This is a genomic window from Pseudoalteromonas piscicida (genome assembly GCF_000238315.3).
Classification (GTDB): Bacteria; Pseudomonadota; Gammaproteobacteria; order Enterobacterales; family Alteromonadaceae; genus Pseudoalteromonas; species Pseudoalteromonas piscicida.
The window spans coordinates 745,612-765,457 of sequence record NZ_CP011925.1 but is presented as its reverse complement, the minus strand read 5'-3'; the positions used below and the strand labels follow the sequence as shown (position 1 = coordinate 765,457).

Below are 19,846 nucleotides of genomic sequence, written 5' to 3'. Positions count from 1 at the left end.
GCTACCTTTCCTGCCTTATTGTATTGATTTTAATGAAAATTTCAGCGGTAGCATAAGCATCATCCATCGCTCGGTGATGATTAATCAAAGGTACATTCATCGCCTGGCAAAACGCCTCGAGCGCATAAGAGCGCAGGCCCGGCACGAACTTTCGGCCTAACTGCACAGTACATAACTTCGCACGAGTAAACTCTCGGCCGACTCGAGCAAATTCCTGCCGAATAAAGCCATAATCAAAGTTCACATTGTGCGCGACAAAAATAGCACCTTGGCTAAACAGCTCAACTTGCTCCAAAATTTCAAAAAAACTCGGAGCATCACTTACCATTGCTTGAGTGATCCCTGTCAGTTCAGTGATTTTTTGTGGGATACGACGCATCGGATTAACAAGTGATTGCCATTTAGCAACAACCTCGCCGTTAACGACTTTTACCATGGCTACCTCGGTAATGCGATCAAACTCTTTATTGCCACCGGTGGTTTCAATATCAACAACGACATAAGGTTGCTCTTTGCAAATATGCCATTCAACGGTTTGCAGTCGGGTGGGAATATTGCATTGCAAGAGTTTAGAAATGTTAACTAGCTGACTTCGGCTAAGACTATCTCCAGGTGCCTTGATTTCTTCAAACCTTAAACCCGCTTTTTTGTCGACTATCATCAGATCGGGAAAACCAGATTTCATCAGATGAAAGTCACTACACATTAGCCTTAAAACGGATTTAATACCCTCAATTGACAAGTTAGACAATAATATTTTTATTGAGTCGAGCATCTTATCGTGCCAAATAAACAACCGATTGGGTTCTCCGTAATGTTCGCTCATCTGGCGTAGAAGCCAGTTCATCCAAGCAGAAGTATCTGTAAAATTCGCTAAGCGACATTCAATCTCTTCCTCAAATTCGCTGTAAAAGCGATTTTCTTTTAATGCCAGTGGAGTTCTAGAAAACCCATTCGCTACGATACTTTTTGGGTGATAAAACAGTTCTTGCCAAAAGGTCAATCCAAATAAGGCCAGCCAAATTTCATTCTCAACATGATAGGCCTCAATGTCATGACGTTTATAATAAGCAATGACGCCAGCCTCTGTTTGTCCCTTAAAAGCCTCATCAATTTGGATTGCAGGTTGACTTTTTCTTAGCATATCCGTAAGTACAGAAGTGCGTTTTTGGTTAAATTTACGCTGATAAAAGTCTTCCGCGAAGATCATCAATGTTTCATCGCTTTCCCCCTGTAATATGCGCTCTAGTTGCTCACGAACCTGCTCAACTTCACCTTGCTTATAATTATGTCGTATCAACATCTCACAAGCTTGAGGGTGCTCAGTCATACCTAGTAAGGTTTTAAAATGGGAAAATTCAGGACCTAACTTTCTGGCAAGCGTTAACAGGTACTTTGCATGTGCTGTCACTGCATATTGCCCATCAACCTTGGGCAATTGTTGCGCTGCGGCCTGTCTAGCACGCTTGACTAATTCTTCTTCAGAGGCGTTTTTGAGCTCACTGAGTGCATTTGCATAATAAAACGCGCTCACGGCTTCCGCTTTTTGTTCAAAATGTGCATGGTAAGCGGCGTCAGCGCTCCTGATATTCATTACACCAAGATCTCGCATCGAAAATTGCGCTAAGCTAAAGCCTACCTTGCCAAAGTACAAAAATAGAAAGTAGTCAATATCGGCTTGAAATGAGAGCGTGAGATACTGGGATAGGCATTCTTGTGCATTTAGATGTTCAACGCAGACAGATTGATTGATATGCGCTACCCAGAGCGATTTTTTTGCCGATTTACTTGGCAGTGTAGTTAAGCTCTCTCGCTCGGCAAGTTCCATTAAACATGGTTTAGTTAAGCAATATAATAGTGCTTGAAAGTCGTCTTGCTTTACCTGACGAAGTAATCCCTTAGCCTTTAATGAAAACGCGACTTCACAAATATTATTGATCTCTTCGTAGCGCAGTGAATTGATATCCAGAAAAGGAGTCTTGCGGGAAATAAACCGCACTAACAAACACAATTCATCTTCAGGCAAGCGGTGTAGCTCAGCCAGCAGCTCACGCTGTGCACTACTTAATAGCGGTTGACATACTTTCAGTAAATAATCGCTAAGCTCACTAAAGTGGCTTAAGTAATATTTGGCGGGTAATTCTTTTCTCAACACAAAGTCAGACAACTGTTTTTATATACAGTGCAGATTATCATAGATAGGAAATATTGCCAATTTGCTTCAGTTACCCCCTTAAGTCGTTTCTTCTGTATCGTCTGAGGAAGCGTATTCGCTTTTGTATAGCCAATATTGTAGTTTCTCGCTCAGAGGCTCTTCCGAAATGGGTTTTGTGAGATAGTCATTCATGCCTGCATTTAGACACTTTTCCCTATCACCGGACATTGCATTGGCTGTCATGGCTAGTATTTTTACTCCTTGATAACTTTCACCTGCGGCTCCGTCTCGGATCAATTCGGTAGTCCGATAGCCATCCATTTCTGGCATCTGACAATCCATTAAAATTAGCTCAAATTGACATTCATCTTGATGTGACTTGAGCAGTTCAATAGCAAGCAGTCCGTTTTCGGCAACTTCAATATGGGTTATCCCCAATTTTTTGAGCATACTTAATGCGACAACTTGGTTCACCTTGTTATCCTCAACCAGTAGAATACGACAAGGTTTTGGCCACGTAAATTCGGTTTCGGTCGCCTTTCTTACCAGCTTCAGATAGTGACTCGTAACCAGTGGTTTCGCATTCGCCAGCGCCTTGCCATCTTCAGCTAAAATGGTTAACGCATCAAAAAGGTCTTTGGTTGTCACGGGCTTTGGAAAATAACCTGAATAGCCACGCTCCGCGTAAAACTGGCCATCCCCCTTGGTACCCATTTGCGTCATCATGATAAGTTTTATCGCTTTGAATCGCTTATCATTTTTTAGTGCAGCACCGAGTTGCTCACCCGACATGCCTCTAAGCGTCATATCCAATAAGGCGATATCAAACACATTTTTATCACGCTGGTATTCAGCTTCACACAGAGATAGTGCTTGTATTCCAGAGCTGGCTTTATACACATTCGCCCCCCAATGCCTCAATTGAGATTCCAAACTCGTCAAGGCGGAGAGGTTATCGTCAACTAGGAGTATTTTGATCCCTTGTAAATCAATTTTTGCAGCTTCGAATTGAGTATTGTTACCATGGATCAAAGTCACGAAAAATTCAAATTGACTACCATGCCCAAACCGACTACTCACGGTGATATCACCATCCATTAATTCACAGAGTTGCCTGACAATGGCAAGCCCCAGTCCAGTCCCTCCATACTTTCTAGTAGTAGAGGCATCAACTTGAGAGAATTTAGCAAAAAGCCTATCTGCTTTGTCCTCTGGTATCCCTATGCCGGTATCTTCAACTGAGCAATGAAATCTCAGTTTATTATCCACTTCACTAAACCAAGCTCGGATGATGATCTCGCCTTGCTCGGTAAACTTGATTGCATTACTAATTAAGTTGGTGATTATTTGTCGAATGCGGCTCGGGTCCCCCTGCACCAATGGCTTTTCAAGTTGGGTAACATCTAGAATAAGTTCAAGTCCCTTTTTCTGCGCTTGCAACGCAACGGATTCAACCAATTCGCCAAGCAATGCCCTAACATCGAAATCTAGTGACTCAAGCTCAAGCTTACCCGCCTCAATTTTAGAAAAATCTAAAATATCGTTGATGAGATTTAATAACGACTTGGCGCTGCCCATTGCTAAACTCACTTTATGTAATTGAGTTTGAGTAAGGTGCTCATCTTCTAGCAGACTTAACATGCCTATTACGCCATTCATTGGCGTGCGGATCTCATGACTCATTGACGCTAAAAACTCGCTTTTAGCTTGCGCGCCCTGCTCCGCCGCTTGCTTCGCTTGTTCTAGCTCCTTTTTCGCCTCAACAGCAGCGGTAATATCTTGCTGGATACCGACGAATGCCGTTAATTGATTTTGTTCGTTGAACACCGGAGAGATCTGCAAACTATTCCAAAATGCCTTTCCAGATTTGGTGTAATTGATCAATTCAACTTTGACGAATTCGTGAGCTATTATTGCTTCCCTGATTTCCTCTAACGCTTGCTGTTGGGTATGTTCACCTTGCAAAAAACGACAGTTTTCACCCAGTACTTCATCACCATATTCGGTGATTTGTTGAAATGTTTTATTCGCAAATACGATTGGCAATTCAGGCTTAGTCGCATCAACAATCGTTATGCCGACATTTGCGCACTCTATTGCTTGAGCGAGTAAATCATTTTGTTCCTTGGCCTTTTTCAGCGCTTCTTGATGAAGTTTTTGATCGGTAATATCCGAAAGTGAGCCAACTATCCGTTTCGCTTGTCCATCTTTAAGTGCCGCAGCACCTTTTAGCCAAAAATAGCGATAGCTGTTTTGCCTCGTTTTTATTCTGCACTCGACACCAAAAGGCTCTTCTTCCGTCATATGAAACTTAATTGAGTTTTCTAAATTAGGGAGATCTGCAGGGTGGACTCGGTCAAATAAACTAGAAATATGCGCAGAGAATAAAGCTTGTGTCTCTTGCGAAAAGCCTAGTAAAGATTTGAATCTGTCTGAATAAAACACCGCATTCCGCTCAAGATCCCAGTCCCAAAGGCCATCATCGCTACCAAATATTGCAAGTTTAAATCGCTCTTCACTGCGTTTGAGTGTTGTCCTTGATTCCTCTAGCTTTTTGAACGGGTTTAACAAAAGTTGCTTACCAAACAAATAGAGCAAGCCAAATGATAGGAATAGTCCAAAAGCAATAGCACCAATAAGATCCCACACAAATATTTTCACTTCGTCAGTGACCTGACTTTTCTCTACACGATAGTCCAATACTAAATCGGTGGAGCCAACATCGAGACTGCTTACACTAAAGTAAGTTTCAACTTTTTGGGTGTTAGAAAAGTTAATCCACCTGCCTTTTAAACCAATGCTGTGAAAAGATTTGGATGATGAGGAGCTCAGCAGACTCTCTAAACTCGTAGAAAACTCGCCAATAAGTGCTCCCTCGGCAAAGCCGTTATAGTAAATCGGTACTGCTATTGTGAAATAGTGCAAGTTGCCAATCTGAGTGAGATCTATCGCACTGGCCAGCTCTGCATTGATCACTTTATCGAGCCACTTTGGTTTTTGGCCTAACACTTCATGAGAATCAAAGTTTGCGTAAACCACATCGCCCAATACATTGATCACCATTAACTTTTCTTCTCTACCTATAATTTGAAAACTACGCATAAAGTCTCGTAACTTAGCCGCGGAGAGCCCCGTGCCCATCGCACCATTTACGATAATAGGATGTAGAGAAAGATCAGAGAGGATCTGCTTACGACTTTCAAGATACTGAGTTAAGTTGTTAACTGCGAGTTGAGCTTGGGTTTCATTCGTTTCTCTTACTAAATCTTCGACTATGACATTTGATCTCAGCCCAACAAAAAGTGCACTGAGCAGAAGTGAAACGATAGCCGTTAACCCTAAAAAGGTGTAAAAAGCGCGATTACTCGTTAAGGTGAATTTAGTTTTCAATGCGACCCCGGGTAACTATAAACTAGTTTAATACTGCCATTAGACTGGTACTGTCCCATACACAAGTCTTGCACGGTTAGCGCTTCATGGGCTGAATCGTTTTTTTCACTCCAGACACTAAAAGGCCGTTGATACGTTTTTACTAGACCGTTAACCGGCGATTGCAAATCCTCAAATGCGCTTTTTAACAAGGCTCTGTTGGTCGCGACCGAATCTGTCAGTTTTATTTGCTCCGTTGCCGCAATAAGAAGCTTGGCAATATCATAGCCATGGATAAACCCGGGAGCGGCTTGAACAAATCCATGCTTGGCAAACTCGGTCGGGAAAAGCTGTTTTGCACGATTAAATACTCGTGCCGAAAACGCACTTAATGGTTTATTCTCAAAAGAAAAACAGCTTTGTAGGACCGACAATGAAACGTCTGCTGATAACTTATCCCCAATAATCTCAAAAAAGTTACCCGCAGTTACTCCCCAATGACTGACAAAGGGCAGGCGCTGCACCTTGTCAATACTTGCCATGGCTTTTACAAACTCAGCGCCCTCAATCGCATTGCCAACGAAAATGATACATTGTGGCTCACTTTCAATAATATTATGGATAATGATCCGCGCCTCATTTTTCTTAGTTGCCCAGTTAAACCAAGATACTGGCAGTGCGTTGTTAGGCTTGGATTTTTTATATTCTTCTAACAGTGTGTCGTAATTGGATCGCCCCCATGCGGTATCCTCAAGGAGTAAATGAGGTGCAACACAGTCTTGTTGCTTTGCATAATTGATGAGTACTTTACCCGCTTTGGTGTCATCCACAGAAAGCCTAAAAATCCAATTATCCTTACTCGGGTATCTTGTAATTGGCCCACCAGCGGCCCAAGGAACCAACAGCAGCGCCTTATTCTCGTTGATAAACTGACGAAATTTGATATAGGGGGGAGAATGCACGCCTCCAAGTACTAACAAAGCATTGGGATCTTTTAGAAATTGCTTAAAGTGAAGCAAGCTACGATTACTATTACCACGATGGTCTTTGGCCACCAATTCAATCTTATAACCTTGGATTTGATTATCTACTTCATCTAATGCGGTTAAAAATCCCATTTTTATCGCTTCAGCTGACTCATTTAAATTAGAATAGTCAGCGTCATGGTAAATACGAAACACTTGCTTGGAGTTTGCTGCGAGACAAACTGAGCTCAGGAAGCAGAAAAACAGTAATAATATTTTCATCGTATTACTAATCACTCAACACATAACTAAACTTTAGTTCAAATCATTGTGATTGCTTAATTTTATAACGAATACCTTGCTCGTTATAAATCACCAAGATAATGCATGGCAGACAAAGAAACCGCACCCAAAGGTAGGCGCGGTGGTTGGGATCATTCAGGGCTATTAGCAAGTTGGCTCTGAATGTAGTTTGGTAAACCAATTAGTTTGATTAAATTGATATGCTGTTCAAGCCAATAAATGTGATCCATTTCGGTGTCATCTAACAGGGTTTCGAGCATTTCACGGGTAACATAATCTTGCGCTTGCTCACACACAGCTATCACCTTTTTCAAATGATCTTTTACCAGAATTTCCGCAGCCAAGTCATTTTCTAGCATTTCTTTCACGTCAGCACCGACGTGAATTGGCGCACGAGAAGCAGTATCTGGCGTGCCTTCCAAAAACAAAATGCGCTCCGTGATCCGCTTAGCGTGATCAAGCTCTTCTTCGTATTCGTGAGATAACTTATGGTGTAGCTTTTCCAGTCCCCAATCTTCATACATTTTGGCATGAGCCAAATATTGATCCATAGAAGAAAGCTCAAGCGTAAGTTGCTTGTTGAGTAAGTCGATAACGGTAGAATTGCCTTGCATAACTTACCCCTCAATCTGCGATTGCAGATAGTTTTCAATGCCGGTATTTTTGATTAAGAAGTGCTGCGTTTCGAGCCAATCCACATAGCCCTCTTCATATTCAAGAATGTCTTCTAGTAGCTCTCGACTAACATAATCCTGTTCGTGTTCACACAGCGCAATTGCATCGCGCAAAGTCGGAAGCTGATCGAGTTGAAACGCCAAGTCGCACGCCATCATCTCTTCGGTATGCTCACCTATTCGTAACTTTTCTAAATGCTGGAGGTTTGGTAACCCTTCAAGGAATAATATGCGCTCGATAAGATCATCTGCTTGCTTCATGTCCTTGATAGATTTTTTATATGCTTTCTCGTTTAGCTCTTCAAGCCCCCAATTTTTGTACATTCTTGCGTGTAGAAAAAACTGGTTTATCGATGTTAACTCTAGCGTAAGCACTTGGTTTAGCGCTGTTATGACTTGCTTATTACCCTGCATAGGGCCCCCTAATAATGTCGAGTGACGCCCTATAACCCTAGTTCAATATTTATTCTTCGCAAGATTAAATAAAAATAACAGTTTTCTTAATATACCCTTTTAAAATAAACAACTTATAAGAGTATTAATAACAATTTTCATTACATTTAGGATTTCATTTTTTGAACCGCTTGTATTCAATCAAAACTCAAAATAAAAAATTTGCTAAGTTATTGAAACTCATAAAAGCAGCTCCGGCTGCTTAACTCATCTGCTTTTTAACATCCAACCCTAAACGCTTTGCCAGTCGAACTAAATTTGCTCTATCCATTTCCAGCTCTCTCGCAGCTGCCGACCAATTTAACCCATGACGTTCCATCGCGTTAACGATCATGTCTTTTTGTAGTAGCTCGACGGCGAATTTCATAGCGACAGGAGGTGTTTTCTCTTGCGTGGTAAGGCACTCAGCCTGCTGAATTTGTTGATGGTGTTTTGGCGCGATATCTATGTCATGGATCTCAATGATATTAGCCTGCCACTGTTGATGCTTAGCTTTTAACGCTGCACGACTGACACAATGTTCAAGCTCTCTGACATTGCCCGGCCAGTCGTAACGCATTAATAGGCTGAGTGCTTGCCTATCCATCACCACTTGTTTTGCGTTGAGCGTGCCTCTTAGCTGCTCTAAAAAGAACCCAACCAGCAGCGGGATGTCATCTAGCCTTTCGATCAGTGGAGGAACAAATAAAGGATACACACTCAAGCGATGATAAAGATCAGCCCTAAATTTTCCGCGCCTCACCTCTTCTTTTAAATCACGATTAGTCGCAGCAACCACTCTAACATCGACAATATGAATGTGGTCAGCACCTACCGCTTGCACCTCACCGCTTTGCAGCACACGTAATAGTTTGCTCTGTAAAGTCAGACTCAGTTCGCCAACTTCATCCAAAAACAGCGTGCCGCCGTCCGCGGCTGCAAATTTGCCTAATCGGTCTTTATCGGCCCCGGTAAACGCGCCTTTTTTGTGACCAAAGAGTTCGCTTTCTGCTATCGAGTCAGGAAGTGCCGCACAGTTAATTTGTACGAACGGTTTGTCATTTCGTTGGGAGTTAAAGTGTACGTGTTTTGCTACTAACTCTTTACCCGTTCCTGTATCACCTTGAATAAGCACATTAAATTCAGAACCAGCAACCAGTTCAATTTCTGATTTAAGCGAGTGCATCACCGCACTCTCTCCTACCAAGATTTGCTTTTTAACGGACTTTTGGGATTGAGTAAGGGTAGATGCACGTGCTTGCTCATAGAGGCACTCAGCTTCAAACATACGTAATGCACTACTTGAGACAATTGCTTGTAGGGTTTTCATATAAACCTCAGACAAGTGCTCAAAGCTATCAGGTTTAAGACAATCGAACGTCATCAATAAGGTGCTACTTTGCAGCGCGACCTTAAATCCCATGCAGGCATGTACTGGTAAGCGACTTTCTTCGGCGAGCAACAGACCATCGTAAGGGTCCGGTAAGTCGCTATTGGCAGGAAAACTAACTAGTTCGTCAGACTCGAAAATGGACATCAATCTAGGTTGCTCTGTAAGCAAAAATTGCCGCCCAACAGCGTCCGCACTCAACCCATTGCAAGCTAGGATAGTTAATGCATGCTGATCGCCATAGAGAATGGCGATGGCATCAGCGGTAACAGATTGACTCAATGCTGAAAGCAAGGACTTAGCGTATTGCTTAACCTCACGACCCTCTTGCGCCAACGAAAGTCGTGACAACGACATACTAAGCTCAAGCAATTTGGAGAGCGCTAACGAATTCATGTCAAAAAGACTCAATTTATTCAAATAAACACCATTTAAGATAGGTCAATTTGACTCAAACATCAATAAGATAATACTAATCCAATGATTTATATAGCATTTTAAAGTTGGCGTGACACCTGCAATGTGCAGTCTATATATCAACATTCGCAGAGTTAACGATGAGCCGCGCATACCAACTTTTAAGATATAGCAACATCGCCATTTTCACTTCACTCGCAGCGTTTATGCTGTCACTGCAAGTGAGTTTTTTTAGCGTTGAAAGCTTCAGCCTCTTCTCACAAATTGCAGCACATATTAGTACTATCGTATTGGCCGCCTTGATTAAGCTTGCCTACGTCATCCGCCTTGTTTGTCTATACCACCTAGGTTTGGAGGTTAAATAAATGAGCTTAATCCAGCTAGAAGAGCCCAGTCCAAAAGCCGTGTGTTGGTATACACCATCTACTTGGCCCGTGTTAATGCTCGGCTTTAGAGCGCTATTTTTACTCGCGGGGTTATTCGCTGTCGTGAGCATTTCTGTATGGGCTTTATTGCTCAATGGCAATGTTGTTTGGCGTAATGGCTACCCAGCGACCTATTGGCACGCCCACGAGATGCTGTTTGGCTTTGGCGGTGCTGTCGTCGCCGGATTTTTGCTAACCGCAGCAAAAAATTGGACGCAAAGACAGACATTACATGGTGGCGCACTGCTGTCACTCTGTATTATTTGGTGTGCCGCTAGGCTGAGCTTTTTTGTGGCAACTCCATCAATCATCATCACCTTGCTACTACAACTGAGTTTTTGGCTCATTATACTATTCAATTTAACGAGCGTAATTGTTGATGCAAAATCCAAAAACAATCGTGTTTTTATTTTTGCTGTAAGCATGTTGTGTGGCTGCAACATCGTATTTTTAATTTTACTTCACAACCAGCACTTCTCATTGCTAAGCGCTGCAAGCCAAGCAACGCTTATTGCTTACATGTTATTGATTGGTGTAGTGGGTGGCCGCGTTATTCCGTTTTTTATTGCCCGAGGATTGCAGCAAGCACAAAAACCACATACTCCAAGGTTAGACAGGGCGCTCTTTTACCTCGCCATCATCTGCGTTTTCACCTATATCCTGCAATTTACAATAGCCAATACTCACTATTTAAGTGCTGCACTACTACTCCTTGGGCTACTGCACTCGATAAGAGCAATTTATTGGTTTAACGGTAAATTATTTAACGTACCGCTGCTTTGGTCACTGTACCTGTCATATTGTGCAATCGCAGTGGGTTTAATAATTAGCGCATACAACAATACCTTTGCGCCAGAGCATTTACGTAGCCACCTTCACTTAGTGGCAATTAATGGCATGGGATTAATGATTTTAGCCATGATGACTCGCGTTACCTTGGGCCACACAGGTCGACTATTACAGGTAGGTACGACAACTACACTGGCATTTATCTGTATCGCGATATCAGGTCTTATCCGCGCATTCCTTATTCATTTTATAAACCCACACAATGCATGGCTGTTAAGTGCAGTGGCTTGGGTTTTTGGTTTTTTGCTTTTTTTCATTACCTTCGCGCCCATGCTGATACAAAAACGCGTCGATGGGCGAATAGGTTAACTCTACTCTCAAATTGGAGATATTAATGCTTACACACAATACGATTGAGTTGGTAAAACAAAGTGCACCGCTATTGGCTCAGGTCGGTCCCGAAATCACCGCCAAGTTTTATCATCGGATGTTCAATCAACACCCAGAGCTAAAAGGGGTATTCAACCAATCCCATCAGGCTTCGGGAAAACAGCCATTGGCACTATTTTCAGCATTAGCGGCCTATGCCAATTACATTGATCAACCAGAAGTGCTCAGTGACGCCATTTTACGTATCAACCATAAACACGTTAGCCTTGGGATTTTACCGGAGCAATACGCTATTGTTGGCCAGCATTTAATTGCAACACTCAAAGCCGAGTTCAGCGAGCAATTCACAGACGAAATAGAGCAAGCTTGGCATAGTGCCTACCAGTTTTTAGCCGATTTATTTATCACCGCAGAGCATGGCCTTTATCAAACCGCGCTTAAGCAACAAGGTGGGTGGCAAGGAACTCGTGAATTTACGATTGAAAAGGTGATAAGCAATACTGAAAATATTAAAAGCTTTTATCTCAAACCAGTCGACGATAAAGCCCTACCTCATTACCAAGCTGGGCAATTTGTTTCTGTCTTTGTACCAAAAGAAGTGGCAGGGTTTCAGCAGATCCGCCAATACTCTTTGTCTGTTGCCCCTAATGGTTCGTACCTTAGAATTTCGACTAAACACGACGGTGCTGTATCGCAATACCTTCATTCGCTTAAGGCGGGCGACATCCTCAAGCTCACTCCCCCCGCTGGAGACTTTGTCAGACAACATACAGCCAGTCCAAAGGTATACATTAGCGCTGGGGTTGGAATAACCCCTATGCTTTGCATGCTGGGCGTTCATAGCCAACATTCACCTGAAGTCGAAGCACACTTTTTACACGCGAATAAAACTCACAGTGACTTAGGTTTCAACCAAGAAATCAATGAGCTTGGTAGCAATATCCGAAATTTTAATGTGGTTACTTGGTTGGAGTCAGAAGCCGACGATACGCATTCCGGACTGATGGATATCAACGCAATCAAAGATACTTTGCCGCTAACAGACGGAGAGTTCTACCTATGCGGCCCGGTTGCCTTTATGCGCTTTATCAAAACCCAACTGATGAATGCCGGTGTACAAACCGAGCAAATATTCTATGAGGTATTTGGTCCTCACGAAAACCTTCCAAACTAACGAGTTAAATTTGGCGTCCTAATACTGTTGGTATTAGCCAGCGCCTTATATTTTGCTCTGAATTAAAAAGTCGGTAGACTTGGAGAATGAATACTATTGGTATAAAAGCGTACTTGAAGGACAACAATATGAGCGCAATTTCTAGTATCTTAGTCGTCTGCATGGGTAATATCTGCCGCTCTCCAACTATGGAGGCGGTATTAAAGCATAAACTCGCAGCAGCAGAGTTAACAATCCGTATCGATTCCGCTGGTACCATTGGCTATCATCAAGGTAACCCTCCAGATCCACGAAGTGTCGCAGCAGGCAGCGCAAGAGGGTATGACCTTTCAGGCATATCAGCGCAGCAAGTAAAACCCAGTGATTTTGAAGATTACGACTTAGTTTTGTGTGCAGACAACGCTAATTACCGCGACCTACTCTCCATTTGTCCTAACGACTTAGTGCATAAAGTTCAGCTGTTTTTAGCGTTTGGTGACATGAGTGAGCATGAAGTGCCTGATCCATATTATGGCGGTGAACGTGGCTTTGAACATGTGCTTGATTTAATCGAAGTAGCCTGTGAAAACATCATTAACAAAATTCGCTTATCGACAAGGTGAAATTAACTCGCTGGATCGGTACCAAACAAAGCGGTAAAAAGACCTTTTTCAGAGGCGCCGCTATTGTTAGATTTAGACTTAGAATTTCCGTTCGAGAAATTAGCTCAGGACTTACAAACCACAGGCATTAGTATTTTGCCAAATTTCGTCAGTCCCGACATTTTATCCAAGTTAGAATTGAGAATAGCAGAGCTCAGCAGTGACGACTTTAAGCAAGCTGGAATTGGTCGTTTAGCCTCTCACGAGCAAAATAAGAAAATTCGCAGAGATAAAATTCACTGGCTAGATAGCAGCAATGAGTTGGAATCTGTTTGGCTCAACTACATGGGCGAGCTAAAAGCCTATTTAAACAGACGGCTGTTTATGGGACTCTTTAGTTATGAAAGCCACTTTGCCATTTATCCTCCAGGGGCGTTTTACAAAAAGCATTTGGACGCCTTTAAGGGAAAGACCAACCGAATTTTGACCACGGTATTGTACTTAAATCAGTCTTGGGCACCAGACAATGGCGGCGAACTAGTTGTTTACAATCCCGATAATCACGACGAGATACTCACAACGGTGCTGCCAAGTTATGGTACGCTAGTTACCTTTTTAAGTGATGAATTCCCTCATGAAGTACTGGTTGCCAACGAAAAGCGCTATTCAATTGCAGGGTGGTTTAGGGTTAACGCCAGCATTAATCATTCGATTGACCCACCAAAATAATTGATGAGCTCAGTCTTAAGTTTATTATCCTGAGTAAATTCAGGATAATTTGTTCGGTAACCGAATTTCGACGCACAAGCCTTTACCATCGCGATTATAGAGGCTGATCTTACCGTTGTGTGCTTCCACAATTTCTCTGCACAGCGCTAAACCAAGCCCTGTTCCCGACGCTTTGGTAGAGTAAAATGGAATTAAGGCATTCGCCATCACGGTGTCACTCATGCCTTCACCTCTATCAAGCACCCAAATATAAACCTCGTCGCTGCGCTGCTCAGATTGAACACAGATTTCCTCTATCTCTGAGCCAGACTCGGTCGCATTCTTTATCAAATTAATAAGTAACTGTTCTAACTGTGTCGTGTCTGCCTGTAATTGCGTTTGACTAAGCTGATATTGGAATGACCAATGGCTTTGCAGCCGCTCACACAAAACCTGCAGATCCACAGATTCAGTGTTTGGCAAAGGAAGCTTGGCGAACTTACCATAGCCCTGAACAAACTCGCTAAGGTGCACAATGCGCTCTTCTATCGTCGCAAAGACTCGGCTTAGTCTAGGTTCATCCACGCGTTCAGCCAAGATCTGTCCGCTGTGCAACATAGATGAAATTGGCCCTAATGAGTTGTTTAACTCATGGCTAATGATGCGGATCACTTTCTTCCAAACTTGCACTTCTTGGCGGCTCAACTCTCGAGTGAATTGCTTAAAAATATATAATTTGTGAAAGTGGTTGTTGAGTAATAACTCACCGTTGGCGAGATGCCACATTTGCGACTCACCACTGCTGTTTTGTATTGAGAACAAGCCATCAAGTTGGTTGTTTGCAGCGTGCTGAAGTTCATCGGGAACTTCAGATAACAACTTACTAAAACGCTCACCTTCAAGGCGATGCTCAGAGTTAAAAAACGTTTTTGCACTATTGTTAGCAAATACCACCACATCCTGTGAGTCGACGAGGACAAGTATCTGAGGTGACGACTCTAGCACTTTATCAAGCATCAGCTCACGCTGATAAATCCATTGCTTTTCATCTCTCAGCTGTTTTGCCGTTTCATTGAATAATTGACACAGTCTACCGAGCTCATTGTTAGCGTTATAGGTAATGGACGTAGAAAATTCGCCATCCTTAAAGTTCATCAAGCCGACTTCTAACGCCTCCCACCCCGCTTTGTTTTCACGCATTAATAGTTTATACAACAGTAGTGCAACACTGACGGAGCCCAGTACTATTACAATGAAACCGCTGTGATCATCGAGTAAAAACCATAAAGGAATAAGGCCAATCATAATACTGATGGCAATGATCAATGCATGTTGCTGCGAGGTCGTCATTATTGTCCTTAATATTCAATGCCAAACTTTTGCAAGCGACGATAAAGCGCTTGTCTACTCATGTTAAAGTGTCGCGCCACTTTCGCAATCACGCCAAGATGAGTCTTGAGCGCCTGCTCCAATTCTTCTTTACTGGGTTCTCGTATGGTATGTGATACGCTAACTTGTGCTGTATTTGTCTGCACATCAAGACCAAAATCCTTAGCACTGAGCTCGCCATCATGGTTCAATACAGCCGCACGTTTACAGGCATTTTCAAGCTCCCGTACGTTACCAGGCCAAGGGTGTTCACATAATGCTTGCTGGGCATCCGAAGTAAGCCCCCTTGCAGGTAAAAAATGCGCGACCAAAGGTAAAATATCATCCACCCGCTGTGACAATGCGGGTAAGTTTAGCTCGATGACATTTAAGCGATAATATAGATCCTCACGGAATTTCCCCCCTCGAATATCCGCTAGCAGATCCGCGTTCGTTGCTGAGATGACACGAACCGAAACTTTTTTTGTCTCGACTGACCCTAGCCTCTCAAACTCACCACTTTGTAAAACACGTAGCAATTTTGTTTGCCCTGGAAGAGGTAAATTACCAATTTCATCCAAAAATAACGTGCCTTTATCAGCAGCTTCAAAGCGACCAATACGCTGCTTATTCGCACCGGTATAAGCACCGCTCTCAGCACCAAAAAGCTCAGCTTCGATTAAGTCACTTGGGAGCGCGCCTGCATTCACTTTGACAAACGGTTGGTTTTTTAGTGGTGAGTTCGCTTGAATGATCTCCGCAATTTTTTCTTTACCGCTACCATTTGGACCGGTTATTAACACTGACACATCAGATTTAGCGATTTGCAGCGCCATATCTATGACTCGCTGCATGGCCACCGATTTATACACAAACCCGCATAAATCCGCACCTTGATTAAACTGTTGGCGTTCTTGTTCAGCCCGTTCAAAGTTTGCAACTTGCTTATGTGCCTCACCAAGCGCAACGAGGTTTGCAATGGTGGTGAGTAACTTTTGATCGTCCCACGGCTTAGCTAGATAGTCTGCCGCTCCGGCTTTTACCAGTTCAACCGCAGTGGTGAGCTCAGTCCAAGCCGTTAATAAGATAATAGGGAGTTTTGCATTTAATGCTTTCAATTGGTGAAATAGCGCAGCCCCCTCCTCTCCTGAGGTGGTGTCTGCACTAAAGTTCATATCTTGGATAACTAGTGCAATTTGCTGAAACGACACCACTTTAATTGCTTCTAACGGTGAGCACGCGGTAACCACTTGATAATCATGCAGCTCTAGTAACAATGACAGCGCATCAAGTACTGCGGGGTTATCATCCACAATTAAGATTTTATCCATATGATTTTATTCTTGTTATTACATGTTGCCACTTACCTATACTAGCACAACTAATACAAGGCAAGTTAGAGTAATGCTAATCAGGCTACTCACACAACCTGATTAGCATAAGGGTTATACACTTCTTGTCGCGATACTCGGTGAAATGTTCGCCGCCTTCTTAGCAGGAAAAATTACTGACGCGATACAAAGCACGATAAGCCCAAGCGCCGTTATCAAAATATAACTTACTTCTAGCGGCGGCACTGAATACAAAGACATTAGCTTTTGTCCTAGGAAAATCGTAGCCACTGTGCCAAGTACTAAGCCAATTGCACAAACAATGAGGTTTTCTACCACAAAGTAACGAACAATTGCAGACTTGCGCGCCCCCAAAGCTCTGCGAGTACCTATCTGTTTAGTACGTTTGCTGATATTAAACTGAGTAAGACCAAATATTCCCAGCGCCGTCACGACGACTAATGCGGTGATGAGCACTAGCAACATTCTTAGCATCAATAAGTCTTTAGAATTGTACTTTCCTTTCACCTCATCAAGCCCTTTAATGCCTGTGATCACACGACTAGGATTTTCTTGAAGCAGCGCCGACTCTATTTTTTTCATTACTTCGCCACGCAAACTCGGATCGGTGCGAACTAAGAAATCTTGAAATCCATTCGCATTCACCATAGGAAAAATAATTAAGCGATCAGCATTTCTAAAACGCGGCCAAGCATTAGTCATACGCTCAACAATCCCCACGACTTTTAACGGGCCACCACCATAATAAATCGTTTCGCCCAATCCTTTACCCTCACCAAATATCTCGTCCGTAAAAGCCTTACTGGCAATAACAACATCTGGTTGCTTAGCGTATTCACTTGAGATCAAGACATCACCAGATGTGAAATCACGGCCTTCTAACAATTTAACGCCCAAGGTACGGATCACTTGTTCATTGGCGTATAAATGCCCCGAGTTTGTATGTTTACCATCGTCTTCAGGGGTTAAGCTGAATCCTGAATTGCTACCTCCTCCTGAAAGCGGAACCGAGCTCACTCCCACGGCTTCTATAACTCCAGGGATACTTTTTAGTATTCTCTCATCAACGATAAGCTGTTGGTTTGCATCTATCTTGTCGTCAAACGACATGACACTGAAGGTGATTATCGACTCTTCTGGATAGCCAGTTGGCTTATTGAGATAGGTGACGCGCTCACTAATAATCGACAGTGAATTGCTGACAATTGCCAACGTCAAGGCAAGTTGTAGGATCGCAAGTACGGCACCGACTTTAGAGCGCAATAACGCATTGATAATAGGTTTTAATTCCAACATGGGACTCTCCTTATTGCCTTATTGCACTTTTAAATAAGTAGCAGGTGATGTTTTACACACTATCCAAGCTGGGTAAAGCCCAGCAAGAATACAAGTCACAATAGCGATGCTCGGCGCTGCTAACAGCATAGAGACATCCATCGTTGCAAGACTTTCGTAGACATGGCTAGTTTTACGGATCCCCCATAAGCCAAGCTGAGCAAAAACTATCCCTATTACTCCCCCCATAAAACCAAGCAACGCCACTTCAACCAAGTGTTGGTAAAACACCTGCGTTTTACTTGCGCCAAGTGCTCTTCTTACGCCAACATCAGGGGCACGTTTAAGAAATTTCGCCAGTAACAATCCAAGAATATTGGCTAAGCAAACAGCAAGGAAGATAAAACTTAAACCAATCATGACTTTGTTATCTTCACTGACTACATTATTGTACTCAAGCCACTCAGTGACATTTCGAAGTGAAAATTCTCGTGTTTTACGGTTAAATCTTCCCAAATCTTGTTGGGTTTGGATGTAGTTATCTAGTTGTGTTGCTAACGCTTGTTGTTCTTTTTCATTCTCTAATTCAACCCAAAACTGAGTCCAAAGCATTTCTGAATTCATTTTGTCCGTGAAGTTGTTAATCTCTTCGCGCTTCCAACCATTTGTATTTCCCCAAGTATCAATCTCATAAGCTGCCGCATGACTGAAGGGAATGAAGATACGCTCTGCATCAGCAAACGCGCCATTGTTTAAGTCATACATTTTAACGTTTGGCTGCCACTCCTTAGTTACTCCTACGACTTGATATCTTCGCTGCGCTAAATAAATACTTTCTCCCACCACATCACTGCGGCCAAATAGCTTTTGTGCGATAGTTTCGTCAATAACAACCACAGGTGCAGCATTGTTTGCTTGGCTTTGGCTCCACACTCCACCATACAAAAAATTCAACTCAAACATGGCAAAAAACTCTCGGGTTATTAGCCGTGTCGTTTGCAACATGGGGTTCACTTCGGGGTTGTTTACATGAACCGCAAAACCAGATTTAAACATCGCGACTTTTTTGTCGATGTTTAGCGTTTGATAGAGGTTTTTCGCATCTAAAAATGTCAGCTGAAAGGGTATATCATCCGCTGAATGATAGGTTTCTCCCTCGTCCATCACTTGTAGTTGTACAGCATAGAGTTTGCTGCTTTTACTTGGAATTGGATCGGCAGACATCATGTGATACACAGACAAACTCACCATAGTGACGCCAATACCAATAGCAATGGCCAGCGCCATTAGGCTAGTTGCAAGTGGCGTGGCTTTGAGGCTACGCCACGCTAAATCAAGGTAATGGACAAACATAACTTACGCTCCTACCTGAGATTTCAACGCTTGTGAAGCCGTACCTTTACCTTGATACAAAGTAAAATCCGCAACCTGTCCGTCTACAATTTGGATGTTTCTTGGTGTACGCCTTGCGAGCTCCGGATCGTGGGTAACCATTACTATCGTTGCGCCGTCACTGTTAATTTGTTCTAGTAATTCCATCACCTGACGCGCCATTAAACTATCTAGATTCCCCGTTGGCTCATCGGCGAGTAAAAAGCGAGGCTCACCAGCAAGTGCTCTTGCGATAGCTACACGCTGTTGCTGACCACCGGACAACTGTTGTGGCAAATGTTTTGCGCGGCCAGCAAGGCCAACTTGCTCTAGACAGTTTTCAATTCTGCGCTTGCGCTCAGCTGCCTTGATACCACGATAGCGTAGTGGCACTTCAACATTTTCGTACAAGTTTAAATCTGGGATAAGGTTAAAGCCTTGAAAAATAAAACCGATTTTTTGGTTTCGCAGATCAGCTCTTTGATTGTCGTTGAGCTTACCAACATCAATTCCATCTAGCATATATTGGCCACTAGAGTACCCTTCTAGCATCCCAGCAATATTTAAGAAGGTCGTTTTACCTGAGCCTGAAGGGCCTGTTACCGCGATAAACTCACCTTCATTTACTTGCAGGTTAAAATCTCTGAGTGCGTGTGTTTGCACCATATCAGTTTGGTATACTTTGCCGATATTATTCATAGCTAACAT

16 protein-coding genes are annotated in these 19,846 nt (G+C 42.9%); 5 read left to right on the top strand and 11 right to left on the bottom strand.

Translation table 11 applies throughout. From position 1 onward, the window contains the following. Position 1: 1 nt before the first annotated feature. From PPIS_RS22810 to norR, 6 genes are all read right to left on the bottom strand, one after another. Positions 2–2,155, bottom strand: a complete 2,154-nt coding sequence (locus PPIS_RS22810; protein WP_010374794.1) for an exonuclease domain-containing protein — start codon at positions 2,153–2,155, stop codon at positions 2–4. 78 nt (positions 2,156–2,233) lie between these two features. Then, positions 2,234–5,545 carry a response regulator gene (locus PPIS_RS22805; protein ID WP_010374796.1) on the bottom strand — a complete coding sequence of 1,104 codons (3,312 nt, stop codon included), beginning with the start codon at positions 5,543–5,545 and terminating at the stop codon, positions 2,234–2,236. Next, entirely contained in the window at positions 5,542–6,771 is a 1,230-nt protein-coding gene (locus PPIS_RS22800; RefSeq protein ID WP_010374797.1) for an ABC transporter substrate-binding protein, read from the bottom strand. The genes PPIS_RS22805 and PPIS_RS22800 overlap by 4 nt, the downstream gene beginning before the upstream one ends. Before the next feature lie 152 nt (positions 6,772–6,923). After that, positions 6,924–7,406, bottom strand: coding sequence for a bacterioferritin (gene bfr, locus PPIS_RS22795; RefSeq protein WP_010374799.1), 483 nt, complete (start codon positions 7,404–7,406; stop codon positions 6,924–6,926). A 3-nt stretch (positions 7,407–7,409) separates the two neighbouring features. Beyond that, positions 7,410–7,880 carry a bacterioferritin gene (gene bfr / locus PPIS_RS22790; protein ID WP_010374801.1) on the bottom strand — a complete coding sequence of 157 codons (471 nt, stop codon included), beginning with the start codon at positions 7,878–7,880 and terminating at the stop codon, positions 7,410–7,412. Between the two features lie 241 nt (positions 7,881–8,121). Further along, a complete protein-coding gene (gene norR / locus PPIS_RS22785; RefSeq protein ID WP_010374803.1) occupies positions 8,122–9,684 on the bottom strand; it encodes a nitric oxide reductase transcriptional regulator NorR in 1,563 nt (520 codons plus the stop codon). Between the two features lie 161 nt (positions 9,685–9,845). Here norR and PPIS_RS22780 point away from each other — a divergent pair, with 161 nt between their 5' ends. The 5 genes from PPIS_RS22780 (at position 9,846) to PPIS_RS22760 (ending at position 13,793) form a co-directional block, all read left to right on the top strand. Continuing rightward, the gene (locus PPIS_RS22780) at positions 9,846–10,070 is read left to right on the top strand and encodes a hypothetical protein (RefSeq protein WP_010374807.1); all 225 of its coding nucleotides are present in this window, start codon (positions 9,846–9,848) and stop codon (positions 10,068–10,070) included. Further along, positions 10,071–11,288: an NnrS family protein gene (locus PPIS_RS22775; RefSeq protein ID WP_010374808.1), complete on the top strand. Its 1,218-nt coding sequence runs from the start codon at positions 10,071–10,073 to the stop codon at positions 11,286–11,288. A gap of 25 nt (positions 11,289–11,313) precedes the next feature. Continuing rightward, positions 11,314–12,483 carry an NO-inducible flavohemoprotein gene (hmpA, locus tag PPIS_RS22770; protein WP_010374809.1) on the top strand — a complete coding sequence of 390 codons (1,170 nt, stop codon included), beginning with the start codon at positions 11,314–11,316 and terminating at the stop codon, positions 12,481–12,483. Between the two features lie 128 nt (positions 12,484–12,611). Beyond that, complete coding sequence (locus PPIS_RS22765; RefSeq protein ID WP_010374810.1) at positions 12,612–13,085, top strand: low molecular weight protein-tyrosine-phosphatase; 474 nt, start codon at positions 12,612–12,614, stop codon at positions 13,083–13,085. Between the two features lie 63 nt (positions 13,086–13,148). Then, positions 13,149–13,793 (top strand): 2OG-Fe(II) oxygenase, encoded by a 645-nt coding sequence (locus PPIS_RS22760; protein WP_010374811.1) that lies wholly within the window; start codon positions 13,149–13,151, stop codon positions 13,791–13,793. Positions 13,794–13,832: 39 nt separating this feature from the next. Here the strand turns inward: PPIS_RS22760 and PPIS_RS22755 are convergent, their stop codons facing one another. The 5 genes from PPIS_RS22755 to PPIS_RS22735 all read right to left on the bottom strand — a co-directional run bounded on the left by PPIS_RS22755 (position 13,833) and on the right by PPIS_RS22735 (position 19,846). Further along, positions 13,833–15,122, bottom strand: coding sequence for a sensor histidine kinase (locus PPIS_RS22755; protein WP_010374813.1), 1,290 nt, complete (start codon positions 15,120–15,122; stop codon positions 13,833–13,835). Positions 15,123–15,130: 8 nt separating this feature from the next. Continuing rightward, positions 15,131–16,471, bottom strand: coding sequence for a sigma-54-dependent transcriptional regulator (locus tag PPIS_RS22750; RefSeq protein WP_010374816.1), 1,341 nt, complete (start codon positions 16,469–16,471; stop codon positions 15,131–15,133). A 114-nt stretch (positions 16,472–16,585) separates the two neighbouring features. Continuing rightward, positions 16,586–17,788, bottom strand: a complete 1,203-nt coding sequence (locus PPIS_RS22745; protein ID WP_010374817.1) for an ABC transporter permease — start codon at positions 17,786–17,788, stop codon at positions 16,586–16,588. Between the two features lie 18 nt (positions 17,789–17,806). Beyond that, positions 17,807–19,120, bottom strand: a complete 1,314-nt coding sequence (locus PPIS_RS22740) for an ABC transporter permease (RefSeq protein ID WP_010374820.1) — start codon at positions 19,118–19,120, stop codon at positions 17,807–17,809. Between the two features lie 3 nt (positions 19,121–19,123). After that, the gene (locus PPIS_RS22735) at positions 19,124–19,846 is read right to left on the bottom strand and encodes an ABC transporter ATP-binding protein (RefSeq protein ID WP_010374822.1); all 723 of its coding nucleotides are present in this window, start codon (positions 19,844–19,846) and stop codon (positions 19,124–19,126) included.

What these genes read in the sequence shown, in the direction of transcription:
- PPIS_RS22800 (WP_010374797.1), bottom strand. Translation starts at nt 6,771, where the DNA reads ATGAAAATATTATTACTGTTTTTCTGCTTCCTGAGCTCAGTTTGTCTC.
- bfr (WP_010374799.1), bottom strand. Translation starts at nt 7,406, where the DNA reads ATGCAAGGCAATTCTACCGTTATCGACTTACTCAACAAGCAACTTACG.
- bfr (WP_010374801.1), bottom strand. Translation starts at nt 7,880, where the DNA reads ATGCAGGGTAATAAGCAAGTCATAACAGCGCTAAACCAAGTGCTTACG.
- norR (WP_010374803.1), bottom strand. Translation starts at nt 9,684, where the DNA reads ATGAATTCGTTAGCGCTCTCCAAATTGCTTGAGCTTAGTATGTCGTTG.
- PPIS_RS22780 (WP_010374807.1), top strand. Translation starts at nt 9,846, where the DNA reads ATGAGCCGCGCATACCAACTTTTAAGATATAGCAACATCGCCATTTTC.
- PPIS_RS22775 (WP_010374808.1), top strand. Translation starts at nt 10,071, where the DNA reads ATGAGCTTAATCCAGCTAGAAGAGCCCAGTCCAAAAGCCGTGTGTTGG.
- hmpA (WP_010374809.1), top strand. Translation starts at nt 11,314, where the DNA reads ATGCTTACACACAATACGATTGAGTTGGTAAAACAAAGTGCACCGCTA.
- PPIS_RS22765 (WP_010374810.1), top strand. Translation starts at nt 12,612, where the DNA reads ATGAGCGCAATTTCTAGTATCTTAGTCGTCTGCATGGGTAATATCTGC.
- PPIS_RS22755 (WP_010374813.1), bottom strand. Translation starts at nt 15,122, where the DNA reads ATGACGACCTCGCAGCAACATGCATTGATCATTGCCATCAGTATTATG.
- PPIS_RS22750 (WP_010374816.1), bottom strand. Translation starts at nt 16,471, where the DNA reads ATGGATAAAATCTTAATTGTGGATGATAACCCCGCAGTACTTGATGCG.
- PPIS_RS22745 (WP_010374817.1), bottom strand. Translation starts at nt 17,788, where the DNA reads ATGTTGGAATTAAAACCTATTATCAATGCGTTATTGCGCTCTAAAGTC.
- PPIS_RS22740 (WP_010374820.1), bottom strand. Translation starts at nt 19,120, where the DNA reads ATGTTTGTCCATTACCTTGATTTAGCGTGGCGTAGCCTCAAAGCCACG.
- PPIS_RS22735 (WP_010374822.1), bottom strand. Translation starts at nt 19,846, where the DNA reads ATGTTAGCTATGAATAATATCGGCAAAGTATACCAAACTGATATGGTG.